Source organism: Caulobacter sp. DWR2-3-1b2 (genome assembly GCF_049896345.1).
In the GTDB taxonomy this organism is placed as follows: domain Bacteria; phylum Pseudomonadota; class Alphaproteobacteria; order Caulobacterales; family Caulobacteraceae; genus Caulobacter.
The window spans coordinates 618,772-642,143 of the sequence record NZ_JAFCUC010000001.1 but is presented as its reverse complement, the minus strand read 5'-3'; the positions used below and the strand labels follow the sequence as shown (position 1 = coordinate 642,143).

Genomic DNA, 23,372 nt, shown 5'->3' with positions numbered 1-23,372 from the left:
GGATTGACCCCCGGCCCCCCTTCCCGTATATCCGCGCGCTCTTGATTTTTCCTGCTTCGCGGCTGCCCGCGCGGCTGTCCGTTTGAAGGTCCGAACTATGGCCAATAATCCCGGCGCCAAGAAAGCGATCCGCAAGATCGCTCGTCGCACCGAAGTGAACACCGCTCGCCGCTCGCGCGTTCGCACCTATCTTCGCAAGTTTGAAGACGCGCTGTCGGCCGGCGACGCCGCCGTCGCTAAGGCGGCTTTCATCGAAGCGCAGTCGGAACTGATGCGCGCCGTCTCCAAGGGCGTCGTGCACCCCAACACCGGCTCGCGGAAGGTTTCTCGCCTCGCCGCCCGTCTGAAGAAGCTTGATCAGGCAGCTGCCTAATCCGGCTTCTCGCCGAACGAAGTTCGGTTAGAAAAATCAAAGACTTAGAGAAGCCGATCGAGGAAACTCGGTCGGCTTTTTCTATGCAAGTTTTGCGCACTCAAGATTGTCCCCGAGACATTTCCAAGAGCGTTCATCGGGTCCTGAATTTATATTCCCTTGCCGGGCGAGGACGTCTGCCGAGTCAACAGAAATATCCGCCGACGGACTCAAGTTTTCCGTTTGACCGGCAGGGGCCGCTGGCTAGTTTAAGGATCTCAACGGCCTTCCAGTCCATGGAGATCACTGGCGGCGGCGGAACCCTTGCGTTCGCCGATCAACCCCCTGTGTCTGCGTGACTGGAACGCCCTGAGAGACGCGGTCGTGCGCCATGGGGGGCGGCGATCGGGGTAACACGACATGTACGCGAGGCGGTAAACCGATGACGATCAAAGGCGGGGTAGTGAGCCAGGAGTTTTCGGCCGCGTTCTCGACGGTGGCTTGCGAGTCCGCGGGCGTCGTCTGGAACAGGGTCTGCGTGGTGCTGAAACGCGAACTGGGCGACGCCGCCTTTGGCTCGTGGATCGCGCCCGCCGCTTTGCGTGAAAGCCACGGCGGCGACGTGGTGCTGGTCACCCCGACCGGTATCGCCCGTGACTGGATCCGTCGCAGCGCCTGGCGCCGCGTCAGCGAGCTTTGGGCCGCCAATGATGCGCCGGCCCGCCGCCTGGACCTGAAGTCGCGCCTGGAATTCGAGGCCGCCGTCGGTGTCGCCGCGAGCGGCGAGTCCAAGGTCGAGCCAATCGAGATCGCCCTGCCCGTATCCAGCGACGTGCCGGACCGGTCCCCGACCAATGGCTCCAAGCCGTCGCCAGTCCAAGGGCTGCAGGAACGCTTCACCTTCGACACCTTCGTGCCGGGGCCGGCCAACGAGTTCGCCCACGCCGTGGCGCGCCGGGTGGCCAGCTGGGCCGACGGCCACTTCAATCCGGTGCTGTTCCACGGCCCCTACGGTTTTGGCAAAACCCACCTGCTTAACGCCCTGGCCTGGGAGGCCATGCGCCAGGCCCCGACCAAGCGGGTGGTCTATCTGACCGCCGAGCGCTTCCTGTCGACCTTCGTGCGGGCGGTGATGGATCGCCAGACCGCCGCCTTCAAGGAAGAGCTGCGCGGCGCTGATCTGTTGATCATCGACGACGTGCACTTCATCGCCGGCAAGCAGTCCAGCCAGGAAGAGCTGTTCCACACCCTGACCGCCCTGGTTGAAGACGGCCGCCGGGTGGTGTTCTCCTCGGACCGGGCGCCCGCCGCCATGACCGAGATGGACGCCCGCCTGCGCTCGCACCTGTCGGCGGGCCTGGTCTGCGGCCTGGAGCCGGCCGACCGCGCGCTGCGCATCGGCATCCTGGAGCGCAAGCTGCAGGCCCTGTCGCGCCAGCACGGCTTCGAGCCCACCTTGCGCGCCGAGGTGCTGCACTTCCTGGCCGACCGCTTCACCGACAGCGTCCGCGAGCTGGAAGGCGCGCTGAACACCTTGTCGGCCCGGGCCGGCGAAGGCGTTTCGCGGCTGACCCTTGATGAGGTCCAGGCGATCCTGCGGCCGCACCTGCGGGCCGGCGAGAAGCGCATCACCATCGACGACATCCAGAAGGCCACCGCCGACCACTACGGCATGAAACAGGCCGACCTGCTGAGCGAGCGCCGCAACCGCGCGATCGCCCGTCCACGCCAGGCCGCCATGTGGCTGGCCAAGCAACTAACCACCCGCTCGCTGCCCGACATCGGCCGGCGGTTCGGCGGCCGCGACCACACCACCGTCCTGCACGCCGTCCGCCGCATCGAGGCCCTGCGGGTGGATGATCCGGTGCTGAGCCAGGATTTGGAAACTCTGACCCGCAAGTTGCGGGGGTAGGATCGATCAAGGGCCGTCCCGCTGGGGCGGCCCTTTTTTCGTGGCTCACTGACTTGCCCCCACCTGGCGACTGCGTCGCCTGTCCGCCCCCGTAGGGGGCGTGGCCCCGCACATTCTGAGGTCCGCCCCCTATGGGGGCGGACAGACCGCGAAGCGGTCAGGTGGGGGCAAGAGGGTGAGCCACCGTCGCTCTTCTAAGCGTTAGATTGATCCGTCCGCCGCCGGGGATCAGGCTCGACGACCCCGGCAGGATTCGGTCCACCCCATGGAACGCCAGCCGCGCCGGGCCTGACAGCCGGCAGATGTCGCCCGACGACAGCCGCAAGCTGCGGGTCGGGTCCTTGCGCGCGGTCCCGCCGATCCGGAACACCGCGGTGTCGCCCAGCGAGACCGACAGCACCGGAAAGCGCGGATCGGCCTCGTCGCGGTCTTGGTGCAGACCCATCCGGGCATCGCCCCGATAGAGGTTGATCAGGCAGGAGTCCGGCGGCGTTTCCGGATCGCCCAAGGCAGCCCACAGGTCGAGCAAGGCCACGGGCAGGGTTGGCCAGGGCGCGCCCGTGCCCGGATGGCGGTCGGCATAGCGGTAGCCGGCCTTGTCGCTGGTCCAGCCCAGCGGTCCAAAGGCGCTCATCTTCACGCTCATCGCCTTGCCATAGGCGGTGGCGTAGTTGGCCAGGGGCGCCGCCTCGGTCGCCGCTAGGGCCAGGCGCGTCAGATCGGCCTGGGCCTTGGGGTCCAGACACCCAGGCCATAGGTCGAAACCCGGCAGAACGCTGATCGGTCTATTCATTACGGAGATTTAATGCGCCAGACGCGTTTGAACAGTGTTGGTCTGCGCCCCTCGGCGTTGGAGCCGAACAGTTTTTGCAGTTTCAAGGCCGACAATGCGCAAACTTCTTTCCACAGCGGCCGCCGCCGCGCTCGTTTTCGCCGCCGGTTCGAGCCTGGCCGCGACCCCCGCCTCCAGCAAGCCGGCGCAGATCACCGCCGCCAATGTCACCACCCAGCTGCCGCGCGGTGTCGTGCCGAGCCACTACGACCTGGCCTTCACGCCCGACGCCGACAAGCTGACCTTCACCGCCTCGGTCAAGATCAATATCGACGTGGTGACCCCGAGCAAGGCCATCACCCTGCAGGCCGCCGACCTGGCCTTCGCCAAGGTCGAGCTGGCCGGCGCGGGCGCCGCCAAGGTCACGGTCGACGCCGAGGCCCAGACCGCCACCTTCACCTTCGACAAGGTCATCGCCAAGGGCGCGCACGTCCTGGCCATCGACTATAGCGGCAAGATTTACAAGCAGGCCGCCGGCCTGTTCGCCCTGGACTACGACACCGACCAGGGCAAGAAGCGCGCCCTCTATACCCAGTTCGAGAATTCCGACGCCCGCCGGTTCATTCCCTCGTGGGATGAGCCGTTCTTCAAGGCCACCTATGACGTCCAGGTCATCGTCCCGACCGGCCAGATGGCCATCGGCAACATGCCGATCGCCAAGACCCAGGAGCTCGGCGTCGGCAAGTCCAAGGTGACCTTCGCCACCTCGCCCAAGATGTCGACCTACCTGCTGTTCTTCGGCCTGGGCGACTTCGACCGCGCCACCGCCAAGGTCGGCGACGTCGAGATGGGCGTGATCACCAAGAAAGGCGACCTGGCCAAGGCCGACTTCGCCCTCAAGTCCTCGGGCCCGATCCTGGCCTGGTATAACGACTATTTCGGCGCCCCCTATCCGCTGCCCAAGCTGGACCACATCGCCGCGCCCGGCCAGAGCCAGTTCTTCAGCGCCATGGAAAACTGGGGCGCGATCTTCTATTTCGAATACGCCCTGTTGGAAGACCCGGCGATCTCGACCCAGGCCGACCGCCAGGAAATCTACACCACCGTGGCCCACGAGATGGCCCACCAGTGGTTCGGCGACCTGGTCACCATGCAGTGGTGGGACGATCTTTGGCTGAACGAAGGGTTCGCCTCCTGGATGGAAGGCCGGGCTACCGAGCACTTCCACCCCGAATGGAACACGCAGCTGGCTTCGGTCGGCGGCCGTGAATACGCCATGGGCCTGGACTCCCTGGTCACCACCCACCCGGTCGTCCAGCATGTCGAGACCGTCGACCAGGCCAGCCAGGCCTTTGACGGCATCACCTACCAAAAGGGCCAGGCGGTCATCAGCATGCTCGAGGCCTATGTCGGCCCCGACGCCTGGCGCGATGGCGTGCGCCGCTACATCAAGGCCCACGCCCACGGCAACACCACCACCGACGACCTGTGGAAGGAAGTCGAGGCCGCGGCAGGCAAGCCCATCACCGCCATCGCCCACGACTTCACCCTGCAGCCGGGCGTGCCGCTGATCACCGTCGAGACCGGCGCCTGCGCTGGCGGCAAGACCCCGGTCACCCTCACCCAAGGCGAATTCAGCCGCGACAAGCCGACCAAGACCCCCATGGCCTGGCGCGTGCCGGTCTCGGCCCAGGTCGTCGGGTCCAGCACGGTGTCCAGGACCCTGGTCGAGGGCGGCAAGGGCGCGCTCAGCGTCGCGGGCTGCGGCCCTGTGGTCGTCAATGCCGGGCAGTCCGGCTATTTCCGCACCCTCTATGCGCCCAAAACCTTCGCCGGCGTCTCGGCCAGCTTCGCCAAGCTGCCGGCCATCGACCAGCTGGGGGTCATCTCCGACGCCTGGGCCCTGGGCCTGAACGGCCAGCAGACAGTGACCGACGCCCTGGACCTGGCCCTGGCCACGCCGCTCGACGCCGATCCGCAGGTGTGGGGCAAGGTCGCGGGCGTCCTGACCAGCGTCAACGGCATGTACGACAGTGCGCCGGCGGACCGGCCAGCCTTCCGCAAGCTGGCCATCGCCCGCCTGTCGCCGGCGTTCACCCAGGTAGGCTGGACGGAAAAACCGGGTGAAGCCGCTCCGGTCGCCACCCTGCGGTCAGACCTGATCAGCGCGCTCAGCGCCCTGGGCGAACCGGCGGTGATCGCCGAGGCCAAGCGCCGCTACGCCGCTGACAAGACCGACCCGACCGCCGTACCCGGCCCGCTGCGCAAGCGCATCCAGGCCACCGTGGCCCGCCACGCCGACGCGGCGGCCTGGGACACCCTGCACGCACAGGCCAAGGCCGAGAAGACCCCGCTGATCCGCGACCAGCTCTACACCCAACTGGCCTCGGCCGAGGACGACGCCCTGGCCGCCAAGGCCCTGGAACTGGCGCTGACCGACGAGCCGGGCGAGACCCTGTCGTCCAACATGATCTCGCGCGTCGCGGGTCTGCACCCCGACCTAGCCTTCGATTTCGCTGTCGCCCACAAGGACGCGGTGAACGGCAAGGTCGACGCGGCCTCGGCGACCAAGTTCATTCCGGGCCTGGCGCGCGGTTCGGCCGATCCGGCGATGATCGGCAAGGTCACCGCCTACGCGGCTGCCAACCTGCCGGCCGCCTCCCGTGGCGAGGCTGACAAGTCGGTGGCTTCGATCACCGACCGTATCAAGTCCCGCAAGGCCGCCCTGCCGCAAATCACGGCCTGGGTCGCCAAGCACGGCGGCTGAGCATCGACCTAGAACGCGCGCTCTGAGCGGGTTCAGCGAACGCGAGTTGAGGCTTTCGCGCCTCGTTCTCGCCCTATACGACGGGATGGCCGCGCTTTTTTTGGCGCGGCCTTTTCGCCTGGAGTCGCGATTCCCCTTCTTTCCATGCGGGATTGGGCTTGCAGGCTGGTACCTATCCCCCATATCCGCCTTCGAAGCGGGGTTGACGGGCTTGTCAACTTCGATTGAACGAACGCTTTCCGTTATAGACGTCGGCCTTGGCCGTCGTTTTTGAGCGGCAAGGATTTGGATCAACCGTTAGAACGCGACCAGACGGGGACGGCTCGAGAAAAACCGGGGCGCTTGCCTTAAGGCCCTTGTCACCGCCGTCCGCCATTCAGGAGCTGCAGGTCTCAACATGAGCAAGATTATCGGTATCGACCTTGGCACCACGAATTCGTGCGTGGCCATCATGGACGGCAAGACCCCGAAGGTGATCGAGAACGCCGAAGGCGCTCGCACCACCCCGTCGGTGGTCGGCTTCCTCGAAGACGGCGAGCGCCTCGTTGGCCAACCCGCCAAGCGCCAGGCCGTCACCAACCCGACCAACACCCTTTTCGCGATCAAGCGCCTGATCGGCCGTAACTTCGCCGACCCCGTCGTGGCCAAGGACAAGGCCATGGTCCCCTACGATATCGTCAAGGGCCCGACCGGCGACGCCTGGGTGAAAGCCCATGGCAAGGACTACTCGCCGCAGGAAGTCTCCGCCTTCATCCTGCAGAAGATGAAGGAAGCGGCCGAGAGCCATCTGGGCGAGCCGGTGACCAAGGCCGTGATCACCGTTCCGGCCTATTTCAACGACGCCCAGCGTCAGGCGACCAAGGACGCCGGCAAGATCGCCGGCCTGGAAGTCCTGCGCATCATCAACGAGCCCACCGCGGCGGCCCTGGCCTACGGCCTGGACATGAACGAAGGCAAGAAGATCGCCGTCTATGACCTCGGCGGCGGCACCTTCGACGTCTCGGTCCTGGAAATCGGCGACGGCGTCTTCGAGGTGAAGTCGACCAATGGCGACACCTTCCTGGGCGGCGAGGACTTCGACCTGCGGATCGTCGACTACCTGGCCGACGAGTTCAAGAAGGAGCAGGGCGTCGACCTGCGCAAGGACAAGCTGGCCCTCCAGCGCCTGCGCGAAGAGGCTGAAAAGGCCAAGAAGGAGCTGTCCTCGACGGCTCAGTACGAAGTCAACCTGCCCTTCATCTCGATGAACGCCTCGGGTCCGCTGCACCTCAATATCAAGCTGTCGCGCTCCAAGCTCGAAGCCCTGGTGGAAGACCTGATCACGCGCACCATCGGTCCGTGCGAACAGGCCCTCAAGGACGCCGGCCTGAAGAAGAGCGACATCGACGAAGTGATCCTGGTCGGCGGCATGAGCCGCATGCCCAAGGTCCAGCAGGCGGTGCAGGACTTCTTCGGCCGCGAGCCGCACAAGGGCGTCAATCCTGACGAAGTGGTCGCCCTGGGCGCCGCCGTTCAGGCCGGCGTCCTGCAAGGCGACGTCAAGGACGTGCTGCTGCTGGACGTGACGCCCCTGACTCTGGGCATCGAAACCCTGGGCGGCGTGTTCACCCCGCTGATCGAGCGCAACACCACCATCCCGACCAAGCGCTCGCAGACCTTCTCGACCGCCGACGACAATCAGTCGGCCGTGACCATCCGGGCGTTCCAAGGCGAGCGTCCGATGGCGGTGGACAACAAGTTCCTGGGTCAGTTCGACCTGCAGGGCATTCCGCCGGCCCCGCGCGGCGTGCCGCAGATCGAGGTGACCTTCGACATCGACGCCAACGGCATCGTCAATGTTCACGCCAAGGACAAGGCGACCAACAAGGAGCACTCGATCCGCATCCAGGCCAATGGCGGCCTCTCAGACGCAGACATCGAGCGCATGGTCCAGGAAGCCGAGGCCAACAAGGCTTCGGACGAGAAGAAGAAGTCGCTGGTCGAAGCCAAGAACCAGGGCGAAGCCGCTCTGCACTCGACCGAAAAGGCCTTCGCCGAACATGGCGACAAGGTCGGCCCGACCGAGAAGTCCGACATCGCGACCGGCATCGCCGAACTGAAGACGGCCCTGGAAGGCGAAGACGCCGAGGTTATCAAGGCCAAGACCCAGGCTCTGCTTCAGGCGTCGATGAAGCTGGGCGAGGCGATGTACGCCGCTCAGCAAGGCAATGGCGAAGGCGATGAAGCCGCCGCCGATGATGGCGTCGTCGACGCCGAATTCGAAGAGGTCGACGACTCCAAGCCGTCGGCGTGACCATGGGTCGCGGGCTGGACCTCCTAAGCGAAGTCCCGCCCGCGGCGCCTTTCGGGAACAAGGCTCCTGCCCGCCGCTTGTGGCTGGGCAGGAGCGCTCCCACCTCCCTATTCAACATGGCCTCCTTATTTCACATGGCTGGTGATCGACCCTGATGCGCGACTATTACGAAGTCCTGGGTGTGGCCCGCGGCTGCGATGACGCCGCCCTGAAGGTCGCCTTCCGCAAGATGGCGATGGAGCACCATCCCGACCGCAACGGCGGTTGCGAGGATGCCTCCTCGCGCTTCAAGGAAATCAACGAAGCCTATTCGATCCTGTCGGACGCCCAGAAGCGGGCCGCCTATGACCGCTTCGGCCATGCCGGGGTCAATGGCCAGCAGGGCGGCGGCGGTTTCGGCGGCGGCGACGCCAATGACATCTTCAACGACGTCTTTGGCGACGTGTTCGGCGAGATGTTCGGCGGCGGTCGCCGCCAGGCCAGTAACGGCCCCCAACGCGGCCAGGACCTGCGCTACGACTTGGAGATCTCCCTGGAGCAGGCCTATGCCGGCGCCGAGGTCGAGATCAAGGTTCCCGCCGCCATCACCTGCGAGGTCTGCGACGGCTCGGGCGCCAAGCCCGGCACCAGCCCGACGGTCTGTGGCACCTGCGGCGGCGCCGGCCGCGTGCGGGCCACTCAAGGTTTCTTCGCGGTCGAACGCGCCTGCCCCCGCTGCGGCGGTTCGGGCCGGCTGGTGCTCGATCCTTGCGTCAACTGCCACGGCCACGGACAGGTGCGCCGCGAGCGCATCCTGTCGGTCCGCGTCCCGGCCGGCGTCGATGACGGCGCCCGGATCCGCCTGGCCGGCGAAGGCGACGCCGGCGCCCGCAGCGGTCCGCGCGGCGACCTCTACCTCTTCCTGTCGGTGATCCCGCACGAACTGTTCGAGCGCGATGGCCTGGACCTGTTGTGCACCGTGCCCGTGCCGATGACCGTGGCCGCCCTCGGCGGTGACATCGAGGCCCCCTGCCTGCTGGGCGGCGAGACCTGCGACGGCAATTGCCGCATCACCGTCAAGGTCCCCGAAGGCGCCCAGACCGGCAAGACCGTCCGCCTCAAGGGCAAGGGCATGCCGTCCTTGCGCAGCCGCCAGCGCGGCGACCTGGTGGTTGAACTGTTCGTCGAAACCCCAACCCACCTGTCGGCTCGGCAGAAGGAACTGCTCGTCGAGTTGGCCACCCTCAGCAGCGAAAAACAGAACCCCAAGTCCGCTAACTTCGTCGGCAAGGCCAAGCGGTTCTGGGAAGAAGTGACGGGGAGCTAGGGCGCGTTTTTCGACTTGGGCTTCAGCCCGTTGATTAAACGTAACATCTCCTCGACATGTTCGGCCTCGGCGATGCGGGCTTCGGCGACTTGCCGCCCGGCGTCGAAGGTTTCAAACCGTTCGTGGGCGAGCCGTTTGGCTTTCTCCGCCGCGATTCGGCCGGCGTTGAGCAGGACGTCACGGTCGTTGAAGGTCAGGAATGCGTCGAGGCGAGCGGCCCATTCCGCCATGGTCATCGGCTTTCGGCGTGTGGCCTGATCCTCGGCGAAGTCCAGGAACATCGTCACGACGCGGTTTAGGTCGCTCACCTCATCGGCGACCAGGTAGTTCTTGGCGGTGTCGACGTCGCCCTTACGGACCCGCCCGCCTTTCCAGCTCTGCAGTCCCATGTTCGGCGCCGGCGGGTCCGCCCTGACAACGATCAGCTCGCTGGCGGTCTTGCCGGTGACGGCGTGCAGCATCTTGTTCTGGACGGTCGCGAAGAGTAGCTGGGCGGTCTGGGATCGGCCATCATAGTCAGTGGCGGTGGCGTAGACGTCCCGAACCTTCTGATAGAACCGCTTCTCCGACGCCCGGATATCGCGGATCTTTTCCAAAAGCTCGTCGAAATAATCGAACGGACCCGGGTCACGCAGTCGTTGCTCATCGAGCACGAACCCCTTCACGAGGTACTCGCGCAGCCTGATCGTCGCCCACTGGCGGAATTGGACACCCCGTGGCGAACGCGCGCGATATCCAACAGCAAGAATGGCTTCAAGACTGTACCAGAGCGTCCCGTAGGCCTTGCCATCAGCGGCAGTTGTCAAGGATTCCTTGACAACTGAAGTCTCCATCAGTTCGCCCTCCGAAAACAGGTTGCGCACGTGCAGCGAGACGTTCTGTTTCGTCGTCGCGAACAGGTCCGCGATTTGAGCCTGCGTGAGCCACACCGTTCCGTCGGCCGCCCCTCGAATCCGGCGCGTAAAAGCGTCGGTACAAATCATGAACATGATACATCGCACTTCTGCGATTCAGCGGCAAACGTTAAGTCTTTGAGGATGAACGCCCCTGCCTCCACCACAATCCAGACCTATGACGCCACCGGCGCGACGCCGGTGATGCAGCAGTTCTTCGAGATGAAGGCGCGGCAGCCGGACGCCCTGATCTTCTTCCGGATGGGCGATTTCTACGAGATGTTCTTCGACGACGCCTACGGCGCCGCCGCGGCCCTCGGCATCTCTCAGACCTTTCGTGGCACGCACAATGGCCAGCCGATCCCGATGGCCGGGGTGCCGCAGCACGCGGCCGAGGCCTATCTGTCCAAGCTGATCCGCCTAGGCTTCAAGGTCGCCGTCTGCGAGCAGATGGAAGACCCGGCCGAGGCCAGGAAGCGTGGCTCCAAGTCGGTGGTTCGCCGCGACATCGTCCGGGTGGTGACGCCCGGCACCCTGACCGAGGACGGCCTGCTGGACGCGCGCGGCGCCAACCGCCTGGCCGCCGTGGCCATCCGGGCCGGTCAGGCGGCCGTAGCGGCCGTGGAGCTGTCGACCGGCGAGGTCGAGTGTTTCCTGGTGGCCCGCGACGCCGTGGGGGCGATCCTCGCCGCCCTGGCCCCGTCCGAGACCCTGGTCGCCGACCGCCTGCTGGCCGACGAAGATATGGCCCAGACCCTGAAGATTTGCGGCGGCCTGGTTCAACCGATGCCGTCAGCCCTGTCGGAGCCCCAGGCCTCGGAGACGCGGGTCAAGCGGCTGTATGGCGTCGACACCCTCGACGGGTTCGGCGGACTCTCGTCTGCCGAGATCGGCGCCCTGGGCTTGATCGCGGCCCATCTGGAAATGACCCAGGCTGGCAAGCTGCCCGCCCTGCGCGCGCCGCGCCGCGCCGCCGAGGCCGACGTGATGTCGATCGATCCGGCCACCCGCGCCAGCCTGGAGATCGACCGCACCCAGGGCGGCGACCGCAATGGCTCGCTGCTGGCGGTCATCGACCGTACCGTCACCGCCGCTGGCGCCCGCTTGCTGACCGCCCGCCTGGCCAGGCCGCTGCTTGACCCCCGCGCCATCGACGCCCGCCTGGACGCCGTCGAATGGTTCATCGACCACCGACCCCTGCGCGAGCGTCTGCGCGAGGTGCTGAAAGGCGCCGGCGACATGGCCCGCGCCCTGTCGCGGCTGGCGCTGGGCCGGGGCGGCCCGCGCGACCTGGGTTGCCTCAAGGACGGCCTCAAGACCGGTGAGAAGCTGGCCGGCATGGTCGGCGGCTCGGGCGATCCGCTGTCGCCCCCGCCGGCCGAGCTGGAGCTGGCGCTGAAGGCCCTGACCCCAGCGCTGCACGACGGCCTGTCGCGCCTGCTCGATCAGCTGGAGATTGGCCTGGGCGCCGACCTGCCCGCCCTGGCCCGCGACGGGGGCTATGTGGCGGCCGGCGTCCGCCCCGAACTCGACCAGGCGCGAGGCCTGCGCGACGACAGCCGCCGTGTGGTCGCCGCCTTGGAGACCCGCCTCTGTCAGGACAGCGGCGTGCCGCTGAAGATCCGTCACAACGGCGTGCTGGGCTATTTCGTGGAGGCCACGGCCGGCAAGGCCGACCCGCTGTTCCAACCGCCATTGAACGCTACCTTTATCCACCGTCAGACCCTGGCCAACCAGGTGCGGTTCACCACCGTCGAGCTGGCCGACCTTGACGCCCGCATCGCCCAGGCTGCCGAGCGCGCCCTGGCCATGGAGGTGGCGGCCTTCGAGGACTGGCGCGCCGAGGCCTGCCGCCTGGCCGAGCCGATCCAGCTGGCCGCCGAGGCCCTGGCGAAGCTGGACGTCGCCGCCGCGCTGGCCGAGTGGGCCGAGGACAGCGGCGCGGTGCGCCCCATGGTCGACAAGTCCCTGGTCTTCGAGGCCAAGGCCGCCCGCCACCCGGTGGTGGAGGCCGCCGTCAAGCGGGCCGGCGATCCCTATACGCCTAACGACTGCTGCCTGGACGCGGCGGGCGAGGCCGGGGCGCGGCTGTCGATCGTCACCGGTCCCAACATGGCCGGCAAATCGACCTTCCTGCGCCAGAACGCCCTGCTGGCGATCCTGGCCCAATCCGGCTGTTACGTGCCGGCCAAGAGCCTGCGCCTGGGCGTGGTCGATCGGCTGTTCAGCCGGGTCGGGGCTGGCGATGATTTGGCCCGCGGCCGTTCCACTTTCATGATGGAAATGGTCGAGACCGCGGCCATCCTGACCCAGGCCAGCCCACGCAGCCTGGTGATCCTCGACGAGATCGGCCGGGGCACGGCCACCTATGACGGCCTGGCCATCGCCTGGGCCTGCGCCGAGGCCCTGCACGACACCAACCGCTGTCGCGCCCTGTTCGCCACCCACTATCACGAGCTGGCCACGCTGGAGACGCGCCTGGCCCATGTCTCCAACCTGTCGCTGCGGGCCAAGGAGTGGAACGGCGATCTCGTCTTCCTGCACGAGGCCGCAGCCGGTCCCGCTGACCGCTCCTATGGCGTCCAGGTGGCCAAGCTGGCAGGCGTGCCGCCGGCGGTGGTGGCACGGGCCAAGGCGGTGCTCGACCGCCTGGAAAGCAAGACCGAATCACCGGCCAGGCTGGACGACCTGCCGCTGTTCGCCGCCTTCGCCCCGGCTTCGGCGCCTGCGCAAGTGGCGCCCAGCCGCACCGATGCGGCGTTGCAGGACCTGGATGTCGATGGCATGAGCCCGCGCGAGGCGCTGGACGCGCTTTATCGTCTTAAGGCTCTGCTCAAGCCCTGACATCCTATAGTGAGAGCACGCTGATCGCCGGTACCGGCTGTCTCTTCGCGATCACGCGCCTGGACACCATATAGCCCTCATGCCCCGCCGCCTTCGCCCCACGCCCCTGGAACATGTCGTCGACGGCCACGCCCTGCGCGCCCGGCTGTCGGCCGCCGCCCTCGACCTGATCGGCGACGAGGCCGCCCAGCGCACCCGCGCCATCGAGATCCTCAAACAGGCGCTGTTTCGCGGCCGGATGATCGCCAAGGAGCGGCTGGAGAACGGGGCCGGTGGCCTTGAAACGGCGCGCCTGCTCAGCGGCGTCACCGACGAGGTGATCACCGCGCTCTACGACTTCACGACGGTCCACGTGTTCCGGGCCCGCAACCCCACCGAGGGAGAGCGCCTGTGCCTGCTGGCCGTGGGCGGCTATGGCCGGCGCACCCTGGCGCCGTTCTCGGACATCGATCTGCTGTTCCTGCGGCCCTACAAGGTGACGCCGCACGTCGAGAGCGTCATCGAATATATGCTCTACGCGCTGTGGGACCTGGGCTTCAAGGTCGGCCATGCCTCGCGGACGGTGGAGGAGTGCGTGCGACTGTCGCGCGAGGACTTCACCATCCGCACCACCATACTGGAAGCCCGCCGCCTGACCGGCGACGAGCGCCTGGGCGATGACCTCAAGCGGCGCTTCCGCGACGACGTCATGAAGGGCACCGGCGCCCAGTTTGTGGCCGCCAAGCTCAAGGAGCGCGACGACCGCCAGGCCCGGGCCGGGGCCAGCCGCTACATGGTCGAGCCCAACGTCAAGGAGGGCAAGGGCGGCCTGCGCGACCTGCACACCCTGATGTGGATCGCCGAATACCTGCATCCGGTGGATCGTCCCGAGGATGTCTTCAAGCTGGAGGTGTTCGACCGCCGCGAGGCCAAGGGCTTCATCCGCGCCTTCGATTTCCTGCATGCGGTCCGCGCCCACCTGCACTTCACCACGGGTCGCCCCGAGGAACGCCTGACCTTCGATCTGCAGCCCGAGATCGCCCGCCGGATGGGCTATGGCGACCGAGGCGACGCGCCCGCTGTCGAGCGCTTCATGCGCCGCTATTTCCTGGTGGCCAAGGAGGTCGGAGCCCTGACCCGCGCCTTCTCGGCCAAGCTGGAGGCCGAGCACTTCAAGCACGAGCCCAAGGGCATTTCCCGCTTCCTGCCCGGCGGCGGCCGCCCCAAGCGCAAGGCGCTGGACGTGCCGGGCTTCTACGAGGACGGCGGCCGGCTCAACATCGCCGGCCCCGAGGTGTTCGAGAACGACCCGGTCAATCTGATCCGGCTGTTCAAGACCGCCGACGAACGCGACCTTGACCTCCACCCCGACGCTTTCACGGCGGTCACGCGCAATCTCAACCTGATCACCTCGAAGGTCCGGCGCGATTCCCACGCGACCAAGGCCTTCCTCGACCTGCTGGCGCGGGGCAAGCGGTCCTACCGCACCCTGACCCTGATGAACGACGCCGGCGTATTAGGCCGCTTCATCCCGGAATTTGGCCGTATCGTCGCCCAGATGCAGTTCAACATGTACCACTCCTACACGGTGGACGAGCACACCCTGCGGGCTGTCGGCCTGATCGGCGACATGGTCGCGGGGCGCCTGGTCGACGACCATCCGCTGGCCGTGTCGATCCTGCCGCTGATCGAGGATCGCGAGGCCCTGTTCCTGGCCATGCTGCTGCACGACACCGGCAAGGGCGGGGTGGGTGGCCAGGAGAAGGCCGGCGCCCGCAGCGCCCGCTCGGCGTGCGAGCGGCTGGGCGTCGACCGGCTGAAGGTCGAGCTGGTGGCCTGGCTGGTCGAGAACCACTTGGTGATGAGCGACTTCGCCCAGAAGCGCGACGTGGCCGATCCCAGCACCGTCGCCGCCTTCGCCCGCATCGTCGAGAATCCCGAGCGCCTGCGCCTGCTCCTCGTCATCACCGTCGCCGACATCCGCGCCGTGGGGCCGGGCGTCTGGAACGGCTGGAAGGGCCAGCTGCTGCGCGAGCTCTACAACGCCACCGAGGCCGTCTTCCGGGGCGGACGCGGCAGCGACGCCGCCGCCAGCGTCAAGCGCCACCAGGAAGCCGCCGCCGAGGCGGCCCGCGAAGCGTTGGTTGAGGCCGACCCGGCGTCCAAGGGCTGGGCCCAGGCCATGGAGGCCGCCTATTTCGGGGCCTTCTCGACCCAGGACCTGCTGGACCACGCCGCCCTGGCCCGCCGCGCCGCCATCCAGGGCGGGGCCGCCGCCGAGGGCCGGGTGCCGGTCGGCGCCAACGCCGCCGAGATCGTCATCGCCGCCCAGGACCGGCGCGGCCTGTTCGCCGACCTCGCTTTGGCCATCTCCGCCTTGGGGGGGAATGTGGTCGGGGCGCGGGTCTTCACCTCCCGCCAGGGCCAGGCGCTGGACGTCTTCCATGTGCAGGATGTCACCGGCGCGCCCCTGGGCTGCGAGAACCCCCGGGTCCTGCGCCGCCTGGCCGACGCCCTGGAGGCCGCAGGTCGCGGCGAGCCCCTGGTCATGGAGGCGAGGCGAGGCGGCGAGCAGTCGCGCACGGCGGCCTTCTCGATCGCCCCCACCGTGGTGGTCGACAACGAGGCCTCCAACGAGGCCACGGTGGTCGAGGCCTCCGGCCGTGACCGCCCCGGCCTGCTCCACGCCCTGGCCCACACCCTGGCCGAGAATGGCCTGTCCATCCAGTCGGCCCATATCGACGGCTATGGCGAGCGAGCGGTCGACGCCTTCTATGTCCAGACCGCCGAGGGCGGGAAGGTGGTCGACGCCAAGAAGGTCACGGTGCTGAAGGCCGATCTGCTGGCGGCGCTGGAGCAGAACGAGGCGGGCGCGCTGAGCGCGCGGCCAGGGCTGAAGCGGGCGCGGGCGAGCGTGGCGCGGTAGGGGGGTTTGTTATGACTATCAGGTTGTCACGTAGGCTTGGTTTGGCTCTACTCTTGGTGACCGGCTGCGCGCCGGCAGGCGAGGCTTCTTCGGCACAAACCAACCCAGCCGGGCAATGGGAACCTGAGTGTTCCATTCAAGCCGATGGCCCAGACCAACCCGCTCTGCGAGAGCAGCTTTGGACCGAAAGAAAAGCCGCTGAGCCTCTGTGCCTGTTTATCGGCGCCATGGCCTGGGCCCCTTACGATAAAGATAGGGCGGCGGAACTATACGCACTCGCCATGGTGCGCCGACGCTATGACTTGGGGCGCTGTGTCCACCCGCCAGGAGGGCCGGTGTCTTCTATGATGGCGGCGATGAGGATGGGTGCGGGCGACAAGCTGCGAGAGGCGGGCATCGTGGTGGGGCGAACAGCAATCCGTCCGCTAGCGCTAGATCCCGAGATGTACAAGTACCGCACGGATCATCTAGCCACGATGTGCGAAGGCCCCGTCAAGCCGAGCAGTTCATGGCCTGATGTGGAGGCTCAGATGCGACGGGAGATAGAAAGCGTCTCGTCTCGAAAATAGCATCCGGCCCGGATGCGGCCACGCCTTAAACCTTTGGTGGATTGGAGCTCTGGCGTCTGACGATGTCAAGGACCGCCTCTGGCGGCCGCGTCGCGGCGGCGCTCGGCGCCGTCCTTGACATCGTCAGACGCCAGAGCAAGCTCGCCATCAAGGTTTCAAGGCGCGGCCTCGCCGTTGGCGGAGGGTGGGGGGGGCTAGTGACGGCTTCTGCTCACCCGTGAAACGGGGGAGGAGAAGGGGGTCTTCGGCGGAGGTCGATGCTTAGCGTACAGCGAATCGAGTTCAACGATTTCAACGCCCTAAATTTTCTCGACCGAACTTATCCCCACCCCCTCGAACCGCCCGTATCCTAGTCTCACCTGAAAGCACGGGAAGGGCGCACGTACGGCGACCGTTGCGACTTTCGGGGGTGGTCGAGCGGGAAGCGTTCGTCGGTGGCCTTGAGTGGCGACTTCGCGACGGTCCAGGGCAGGTTCCCCTTAGTCGGGACGAAGCCCTGGCGGTGAAGGATCGGCGGACGCGGCAGGCGTGGGCTGAAATCGCCCATGCGGTCCGGGATGTGCCAGCATCCCGCCCGTCGGGGGCCTCCATCGGAGCGGGTTAAAATCCGCTATCCGAAGGCTTCCGGATAACGGTCCCCGCGGAGCGCTCGTCTTCGTCGAAACGGTACATCTACTGCAAAACCTCCAGGCGGAGCCCGGGCGCTTCGCACCTTTCCCACATCAGCTCATGGCCTATGGCGTGAGATCACACCCACTTGCCCCCACCTGGCGGCTTCGCCGCCTGTCCGCCCCCATGGGGGGCGGAGCCTTCGCGTGGCGCTCGCCAGGAAGCTCTTCCCCCTCTGGGGGAAGACGACCGCGAAGCGGTCCGTAGGGGGCAAGGGGTCGCCGTACTGAAAATCCTTTGGAAATCCTTCCCCGACCGCCCCCGAACCGCGCCAACCTCTCGCCCGCCCCAAGCCCTAGCTTGACGCCCCCTCATCCAGCCCGCAGAAGCCCTTCGTGACCGACACCGCGCCCCCCGAACAAACCCCGACCGAAGCTGTCGCCGCCAAGAAGCCCGGCGGCCTGCTGCGCTCGTCGATGATCTATTCGGGCCTGACCCTGGTCAGCCGGTTCATGGGTTTCGCCCGCGACCTGGCGGTCTCGTATCGCATGGGCGCCAGCGCCACCCCGGCCGCCGACGCCTATCAGACCGCCCTGGCCTTCCCGAATCTGTTCCGCCGGTTCTTCGCCGAGGGCGCCTTCGCCGCCGCCTTCGTGCCCGCCTACACCAAGTCCCTGCAGGCCGACGGCGAGGAGGTTGCCGACATCCTGGCCGCCGACGCCATGGCCACCCTGGCGGCGGCAACCATCATCATCACCGTGATCTGCCAGCTGGCCATGCCCTGGCTGATGATGCTGATCAGCCCCGGCTTCGCCGCCGAGCCCGAGAAGTACAAGCTGGCGGTGCTGCTGACCCAGATCACCATGCCCTATCTGCCGTGCATGGCCATCGTCGCCCACCTGTCGGGCGTGCTGAACGCCCGCGACCGCTTCGTGCTGTCGGCGGGGGCGCCGGTGCTGCTGAACATCGCCACCCTGATCTTCATCCTGCCCCAGACCACCGCCGTCGATGCGGCCAAGTGGGGCTCGGTCGGGGTGATCGTCGCCGGCGTCGCCCAGGCGGCCCTGCTGACCTGGGGGGTCAACAAGTCCGGCGCCAAGGTCCATTGGCGCCTGCCGCGCCTGACGCCCGAGGTGAAGGCCCTGATCGGCAAGGCCATTCCCGGGGCCCTGGCGGCCAGCGCCACCCAGGTCAATATCTTCATCTCCGGCGCCCTGGCCAGCCATGTGCCGGGCGGCCGCTCGTGGCTGGCCACCGCCGATCGCCTGTACCAGCTGCCGCTGGGCCTGGTGGGCGTGGCGATCGGGGTGGCCCTGCTGCCGCGCCTGTCGCGCGCCGTGCTGTCGAAGGACACCGCCGACGCCCAGGGCGCCATGGACCAGGCCATCACCCTGGCCATGGCTTTGACCCTTCCCGCCGCCGCCGCCCTGACTGCCATGCCCGGCTTCCTGTCGGACGCCCTCTATACCCGCGGCCAGTTCACGGCGTTCGACGCCAGCCAGACGGCCTCGGCCCTGTTCTTCTACGGCCTGGGCACCCCGGCCTTCGTGCTTCAGCAGCTCTATTCGCGGGCCTTCTTCGCGCGCGGCGACACCAAGAGCCCGATGCGGTTCGCCCTGATCTCGGTGGCCGTCAATGTGGGCGTCGGCATCGCCCTGTTCCACATGGTGGGGGTGAAGGGCATAGCGGCGGCCACCGCCATCGCCTCGTGGCTGAACGTGGCGCAGATGGCCTTCGGCCTATCGCGCAAGGACCATTATAACCCCTCTCTGCAGACCTGGTCGCGGGTGGCGCGGATCCTGGCGGCCAGCGTCGTGATGGGGCTGGTCCTGGCGGCGGCCTCGCATTGGCGGCCGCTGATTGAGGCGCCGCTGGTGGCCCTGGGCCTGAAGGGCCATGTGATTGGGGCCAAGGAGGTCGCCTTGCTGCTGACCGTGCTGGTCGGCGCGGCGCTCTATCCGCCGCTGGTCTTCCTGTTCGGCGGGGTGACCCCGGCGGAGCTGAAGGGCGTGCTGAAGCGGGGCAAGGCCTAGAGGCTGTCGGGGACAGGCCCTTGGGCGTGTCCCCGAGTCTGGGCGCGGCGCTTGCTGATGGGGACACGCCGCAAGGGCATGTCCCCGGCTCGGGTCTTGCCCTTGAACCCCCGGCCCGCTAACCAGCATCCATGGCTTCGATCGGATCTTCCGCGCCGCGATGGCGCCGCTTCATCTGACCCCGATCGCCGTGCGGCGCGCACGGCCAGCGCATTTGCGCGTCCGCCCTATCCGTTACCCGTTCCAAGGCTGCAGCCATGACCGACCACACCCCCGTTCCCTACACGGGCGCCGCCCGCGTGCTCTCCGGCGTCCAGCCGTCGGGCGCCCTGCACCTGGGCAATTATCTCGGCGCCCTGGTGAAGTTCGCCAAGCTGCAGCACGAGATGGACACCTTCATCTTTGTGGCCGACCTGCACGCCATCACCGTCTGGCAGGCGCCGGAGGCGTTGGCCCAGCAGACCCGCGAGATCGCCGCCGCCTATCTGGCCGCCGGCCTCGATCCCATGAAGGCGACGATCTTTCCGCAGTCGGCGGTGCGCGAGCATGCCGAGCTGGCCTGGATCTTCCAGTGCGTGGCCCGTCTCGGCTGGCTGGACCGCATGACCCAGTTCAAGGAGAAGAGCGGCAAGCACAAGGAACGCAGCTCGGTGGGCCTCTACACCTATCCGGTGCTGCAGGCCGCCGACATCCTGGTGTACAAGGCTACCCACGTGCCGGTGGGCGAGGACCAGAAGCAGCACCTGGAACTGACCCGCGACATCGCCGCCAAGTTCAACCACGATTTCGGCGTTCAGGGCTTTTTCCCGCAGCCCGAGCCGCTGATCCAGGGGCCCGGGGCGCGGGTCATGTCGCTCCGTGACGGCTCGGCCAAGATGAGCAAGTCCGACCCGTCGGACTATTCGCGCATCAACCTGACCGACGACGCCGACACCATCGCCACCAAGGTAAAGAAGGCCCGCACCGACCCCGAGCCGCTGCCCGAGACCCTGGAAGAGCTGGCGACCCGCCCCGAGGCCGACAACCTGGTCGGCATCTTCGCGGCCTTGTCGGGGACGACCAAGGCGCAGGTGCTGGCCGACTATGTCGGCAAGGGCTTCGGAACCTTCAAGCCGGCCTTGGCCGACCTGGCGGTCGAGAAACTGGCCCCGGTCGGCGAGACCATGCGCAGGTTCCTGGCCGACCCGACGGAGATCGACCGGATCCTGAAGGCCGGAGCCGAACGGGCGAGCGAGGTCGCCGCGCCGACGGTGGCTGAGGTGAAGAAACTGGTCGGGTTCTGGGGGGCTTAGACGCCCTGCGTCCTTCGAGGCTCGGCTTCGCCTCGCACCTCAGGATGAGGAATTCAGAGCAACTAAGCTCCTCATCCTGAGGCGCCCACGGAGTGGGCCTCGAAGGACGCACCGCATTTAAAGCCGGCTCGGGATCCGCACCGGCAGGGTCTCATACCCCTTCACGAAGCTGGAATAGACCCGCTTCGGCTCGCCCATCACCTCGATCTTCGGGAATCTGGCGAGGATTTCCTCCCAGATGATCTTCAGCTGCAGTTCGGCCAGACGATTGCCGACGCAGCGGTGGATGCCGAAGCCGAACGACAGGTGGCGGCGGGCCTGGGGGCGGTCGATCAGGAAGGCGTTCGGATTGTCGATCGCGGTCTCGTCGCGATTGCCCGAGACGTACCACATGACGACCTTGTCGCCCTTCTTGATGGTCTTGCCCGACAGTTCGAAGTCCTCCAGCGCGGTGCGGCGCATATAGGCCAGGGGCGTCTGCCAGCGGATGATCTCGGAAACCATGTTGGGGATCAGGCTGGGGTCGGCGCGCAGTTTGGCCTCTTCCGCCGGGTTCTGGCTGAGGGCCAGCAGGCCGCCGGTGATCGAGTTGCGGGTCGTGTCATTGCCGCCGACGATCAGCAGGATGATGTTACCCAGATATTCCAGCGGCGGCATGTTCCGCGTCGCCTCGCCATGGGCCAGCATCGAGATCAGGTCGGAGCCCGGCTCGGTGGCATTGACCCGCTCGTTCCAGAGATTGGTGAAATAGGCCAGGCACTCCATCAGCTCCTCCCGGCGCTGCTCCTCGGTGTCGACGATTCCGGCGCCGGGCACCGCGGTCGAGACGTCGGACCAGCGGGTCAGCTTGCGGCGTTCCTCCCAGGGGAAGTCGAACAGGGTGGCCAGCATCTGGGTGGTCAGCTCGATCGACACCTTGTCGACCCAGTCGAAGGTCTCGCCGATCGGCAGGCCGTCGAGAATCTCGCCCACTCTTTCACGAATAGTGCCCTCCAGGGCCGCCAGGTTCGCCGGCGAGACGATCGGGCTGACGGTCTTGCGCTGGATATCGTGCTTGGGCGGGTCCATGGCGATGAACATCGGCAGGACGAAGTCCTCGTCGAAGTTGCGGATCGTGATGCCGCCCAGGCTGCTGTCGGACGAGAACACCTGGTGGGTGGTGTCGACCGTCATGATGTCGGCATAGCGGGTGATCGACCAATAGGGCCCGTGCTCGCTGTTGGCGCAGTAATGGACGGGATCCTCGGCCCGCAGCCGCTCGAACCAGGGCCAGTGGGCGTCGGCCTGGAACAGGGCCGGATCGGCGACGTCAAACTGGTCGAGCGGCGTGGCATAGGCCTTGGCCCGCGCATCACCGGATAGATCGATTGCCCCGTCGCTCATGGCGCGCTCCTTAAAACACTTGTTTTGATCATGGAGCCACAACGCCGATCGTTTGTCACGATGACGTAAGCGGCAGCCAATCTTCCTGAATAGGGGGCTCTTGTCGCGAGGCTCTTGCGGGTCCATTTCTCCGTCATGTTCATCCAGACCGAAACCACCCCCAATCCCGAGGTCCTGAAGTTCCTGCCCGGCCGCGAAGTGCTGGGTGAGGGCGCGCGGGAGTTCAAGACGGAGGAGGAGGGCGACGCCTCACCCCTGGCCGAGGCTCTTTTCCGGCTGGGCGACGTCAACCGGGTGTTCTTCGGTCCCGATTTCCTGACCGTGACCAAGGCGGAGCACGCCGAGTGGCCGCATCTGAAGGCGCCGATCCTGGCGGCCATCATGGACCACTTCACCAGCGGCCGGCCGTTATTGCTTGATGCGGCCGAGAGCGGTCACGACAATGACGGCGTCTATGACGAGGAAACGACCCAGATCGTCGCCGAGATCAAGGAGCTGCTCGACACCCGCATCCGCCCGGCCGTGGCCCAGGACGGCGGCGACATCGTCTTCAACCGGTTCGAGCCGGCCACCGGCGTGGTGTGGCTGCACATGCGCGGAGCCTGCTCGGGCTGCCCGTCCTCGTCGGCCACGCTGAAGTCCGGGGTCGAGAACATGCTCAAGCACTATGTGCCGGAAGTGACCCGGGTCGAGCAGACGCTCTAGCGACCCAAAAAAACTTCGCGGCCTCGCGCTTGCGAGCGCGCGCGCGAGTGCATACTGTAACTATAGAAGTTGCTGATAGCGCACTTGAGGACTGTCCCATGGCCAAGCTCGACACCGCCGCCCTTTCCCAGCTGTTCACCGAGGCGCGGACGCGGAACGGCTGGAAGCCCGACGCCATCCCCGAGGCGCTTCTGCGCGAGCTGTACGACTTGGTGAAGTTTGGCCCGACTGCGGCCAACACCACGCCGGCAAGGTTCATTTTCGTTCAGACCCCGGAAGCCAAGGCCAAGCTGGCGGCGCTGTCTTCGGGCTCCAATGGCCCCAAGATCCTGGCCGCCCCGGTCACCGTCATCGTCGGCTACGACCTGGACTTTCCCGAAACCCTCGACAAGCTGTTCCCCAATGCGCCGGGCGCGAAAAACTGGTTCGGCGACCCGGCGGCCAAGGAAGTCGGCGCGCTGCGCAACAGCTCGCTGCAGGGCGGCTATTTCATCCTCGCCGCCCGGGCCCTGGGCCTGGACGTCGGGCCGATGTCGGGCTTTGACAATGCCGGGGTCGACGCGGCCTTCTTCGCGGGGACCAATATCAAGTCCAACTTCCTCGCCTCGATCGGTTACGGTACCGACGAAGGCCTGTTCCCGCGCAATCCGCGCCTCGACTTCGAGGAAGCCGCGCAGATCATCTGATCTTCTCAGGCCCGTCTCCGGCTTCGCCGGGAAGACGGGCTTGGGTGCGGA

The 23,372-nt window shown here is 66.9% G+C and carries 14 protein-coding genes; 11 read left to right on the top strand and 3 right to left on the bottom strand.

Annotation, left to right across the window (positions count from 1 at the left end):
• Window positions 1–97: 97 nt before the first annotated feature.
• Window positions 98–373: a 30S ribosomal protein S20 gene (gene rpsT, locus ACP694_RS03035; RefSeq protein ID WP_426010306.1), complete on the top strand. Its 276-nt coding sequence runs from the start codon at window positions 98–100 to the stop codon at window positions 371–373.
• A gap of 421 nt (window positions 374–794) precedes the next feature.
• Window positions 795–2,264, top strand: coding sequence for a chromosomal replication initiator protein DnaA (gene dnaA / locus ACP694_RS03030; RefSeq protein WP_426010304.1), 1,470 nt, complete (start codon window positions 795–797; stop codon window positions 2,262–2,264).
• Window positions 2,265–2,421: 157 nt separating this feature from the next.
• Here the strand turns inward: dnaA and ACP694_RS03025 are convergent, their stop codons facing one another.
• Window positions 2,422–3,057: an alpha-ketoglutarate-dependent dioxygenase AlkB gene (locus tag ACP694_RS03025; RefSeq protein WP_426010302.1), complete on the bottom strand. Its 636-nt coding sequence runs from the start codon at window positions 3,055–3,057 to the stop codon at window positions 2,422–2,424.
• A 94-nt stretch (window positions 3,058–3,151) separates the two neighbouring features.
• On the opposite strand from ACP694_RS03025, the gene ACP694_RS03020 reads away from it, so the two are divergent.
• The 3 genes from ACP694_RS03020 to dnaJ all read left to right on the top strand — a co-directional run bounded on the left by ACP694_RS03020 (window position 3,152) and on the right by dnaJ (window position 9,402).
• Window positions 3,152–5,803, top strand: coding sequence for a M1 family metallopeptidase (locus ACP694_RS03020; RefSeq protein ID WP_426010300.1), 2,652 nt, complete (start codon window positions 3,152–3,154; stop codon window positions 5,801–5,803).
• A 397-nt stretch (window positions 5,804–6,200) separates the two neighbouring features.
• Complete coding sequence (gene dnaK / locus ACP694_RS03015) at window positions 6,201–8,096, top strand: molecular chaperone DnaK (protein ID WP_426010298.1); 1,896 nt, start codon at window positions 6,201–6,203, stop codon at window positions 8,094–8,096.
• 154 nt (window positions 8,097–8,250) lie between these two features.
• A complete protein-coding gene (gene dnaJ / locus ACP694_RS03010; RefSeq protein WP_426010297.1) occupies window positions 8,251–9,402 on the top strand; it encodes a molecular chaperone DnaJ in 1,152 nt (383 codons plus the stop codon).
• Here dnaJ and ACP694_RS03005 read toward each other — a convergent pair.
• Window positions 9,399–10,391 (bottom strand): virulence RhuM family protein, encoded by a 993-nt coding sequence (locus ACP694_RS03005; protein WP_426010295.1) that lies wholly within the window; start codon window positions 10,389–10,391, stop codon window positions 9,399–9,401. The two genes, dnaJ and ACP694_RS03005, sit on opposite strands and share 4 nt — an antisense overlap.
• 48 nt (window positions 10,392–10,439) lie before the next feature.
• On the opposite strand from ACP694_RS03005, the gene mutS reads away from it, so the two are divergent.
• The 4 genes from mutS (at window position 10,440) to trpS (ending at window position 20,547) form a co-directional block, all read left to right on the top strand.
• A complete protein-coding gene (gene mutS / locus ACP694_RS03000) occupies window positions 10,440–13,139 on the top strand; it encodes a DNA mismatch repair protein MutS (protein ID WP_426010293.1) in 2,700 nt (899 codons plus the stop codon).
• A 79-nt stretch (window positions 13,140–13,218) separates the two neighbouring features.
• Window positions 13,219–16,044, top strand: coding sequence for a [protein-PII] uridylyltransferase (locus ACP694_RS02995; protein WP_426010291.1), 2,826 nt, complete (start codon window positions 13,219–13,221; stop codon window positions 16,042–16,044).
• A gap of 1,573 nt (window positions 16,045–17,617) precedes the next feature.
• Window positions 17,618–19,255, top strand: a complete 1,638-nt coding sequence (murJ, locus tag ACP694_RS02990; protein WP_426010289.1) for a murein biosynthesis integral membrane protein MurJ — start codon at window positions 17,618–17,620, stop codon at window positions 19,253–19,255.
• A gap of 257 nt (window positions 19,256–19,512) precedes the next feature.
• Window positions 19,513–20,547, top strand: coding sequence for a tryptophan--tRNA ligase (gene trpS / locus ACP694_RS02985; RefSeq protein WP_426010287.1), 1,035 nt, complete (start codon window positions 19,513–19,515; stop codon window positions 20,545–20,547).
• Between the two features lie 117 nt (window positions 20,548–20,664).
• On the opposite strand, the gene ACP694_RS02980 is transcribed toward trpS, so the two are convergent.
• A complete protein-coding gene (locus ACP694_RS02980; protein WP_426010285.1) occupies window positions 20,665–21,930 on the bottom strand; it encodes a cytochrome P450 in 1,266 nt (421 codons plus the stop codon).
• 135 nt (window positions 21,931–22,065) lie between these two features.
• On the opposite strand from ACP694_RS02980, the gene ACP694_RS02975 reads away from it, so the two are divergent.
• Together ACP694_RS02975 and ACP694_RS02970 are read left to right on the top strand one after the other, a co-directional pair.
• The gene (locus tag ACP694_RS02975) at window positions 22,066–22,635 is read left to right on the top strand and encodes a NifU family protein (protein ID WP_426010283.1); all 570 of its coding nucleotides are present in this window, start codon (window positions 22,066–22,068) and stop codon (window positions 22,633–22,635) included.
• 98 nt (window positions 22,636–22,733) lie between these two features.
• Window positions 22,734–23,321, top strand: coding sequence for a malonic semialdehyde reductase (locus tag ACP694_RS02970; RefSeq protein ID WP_426010281.1), 588 nt, complete (start codon window positions 22,734–22,736; stop codon window positions 23,319–23,321).
• The last annotated feature ends 51 nt before the right edge of the window (window positions 23,322–23,372 follow it).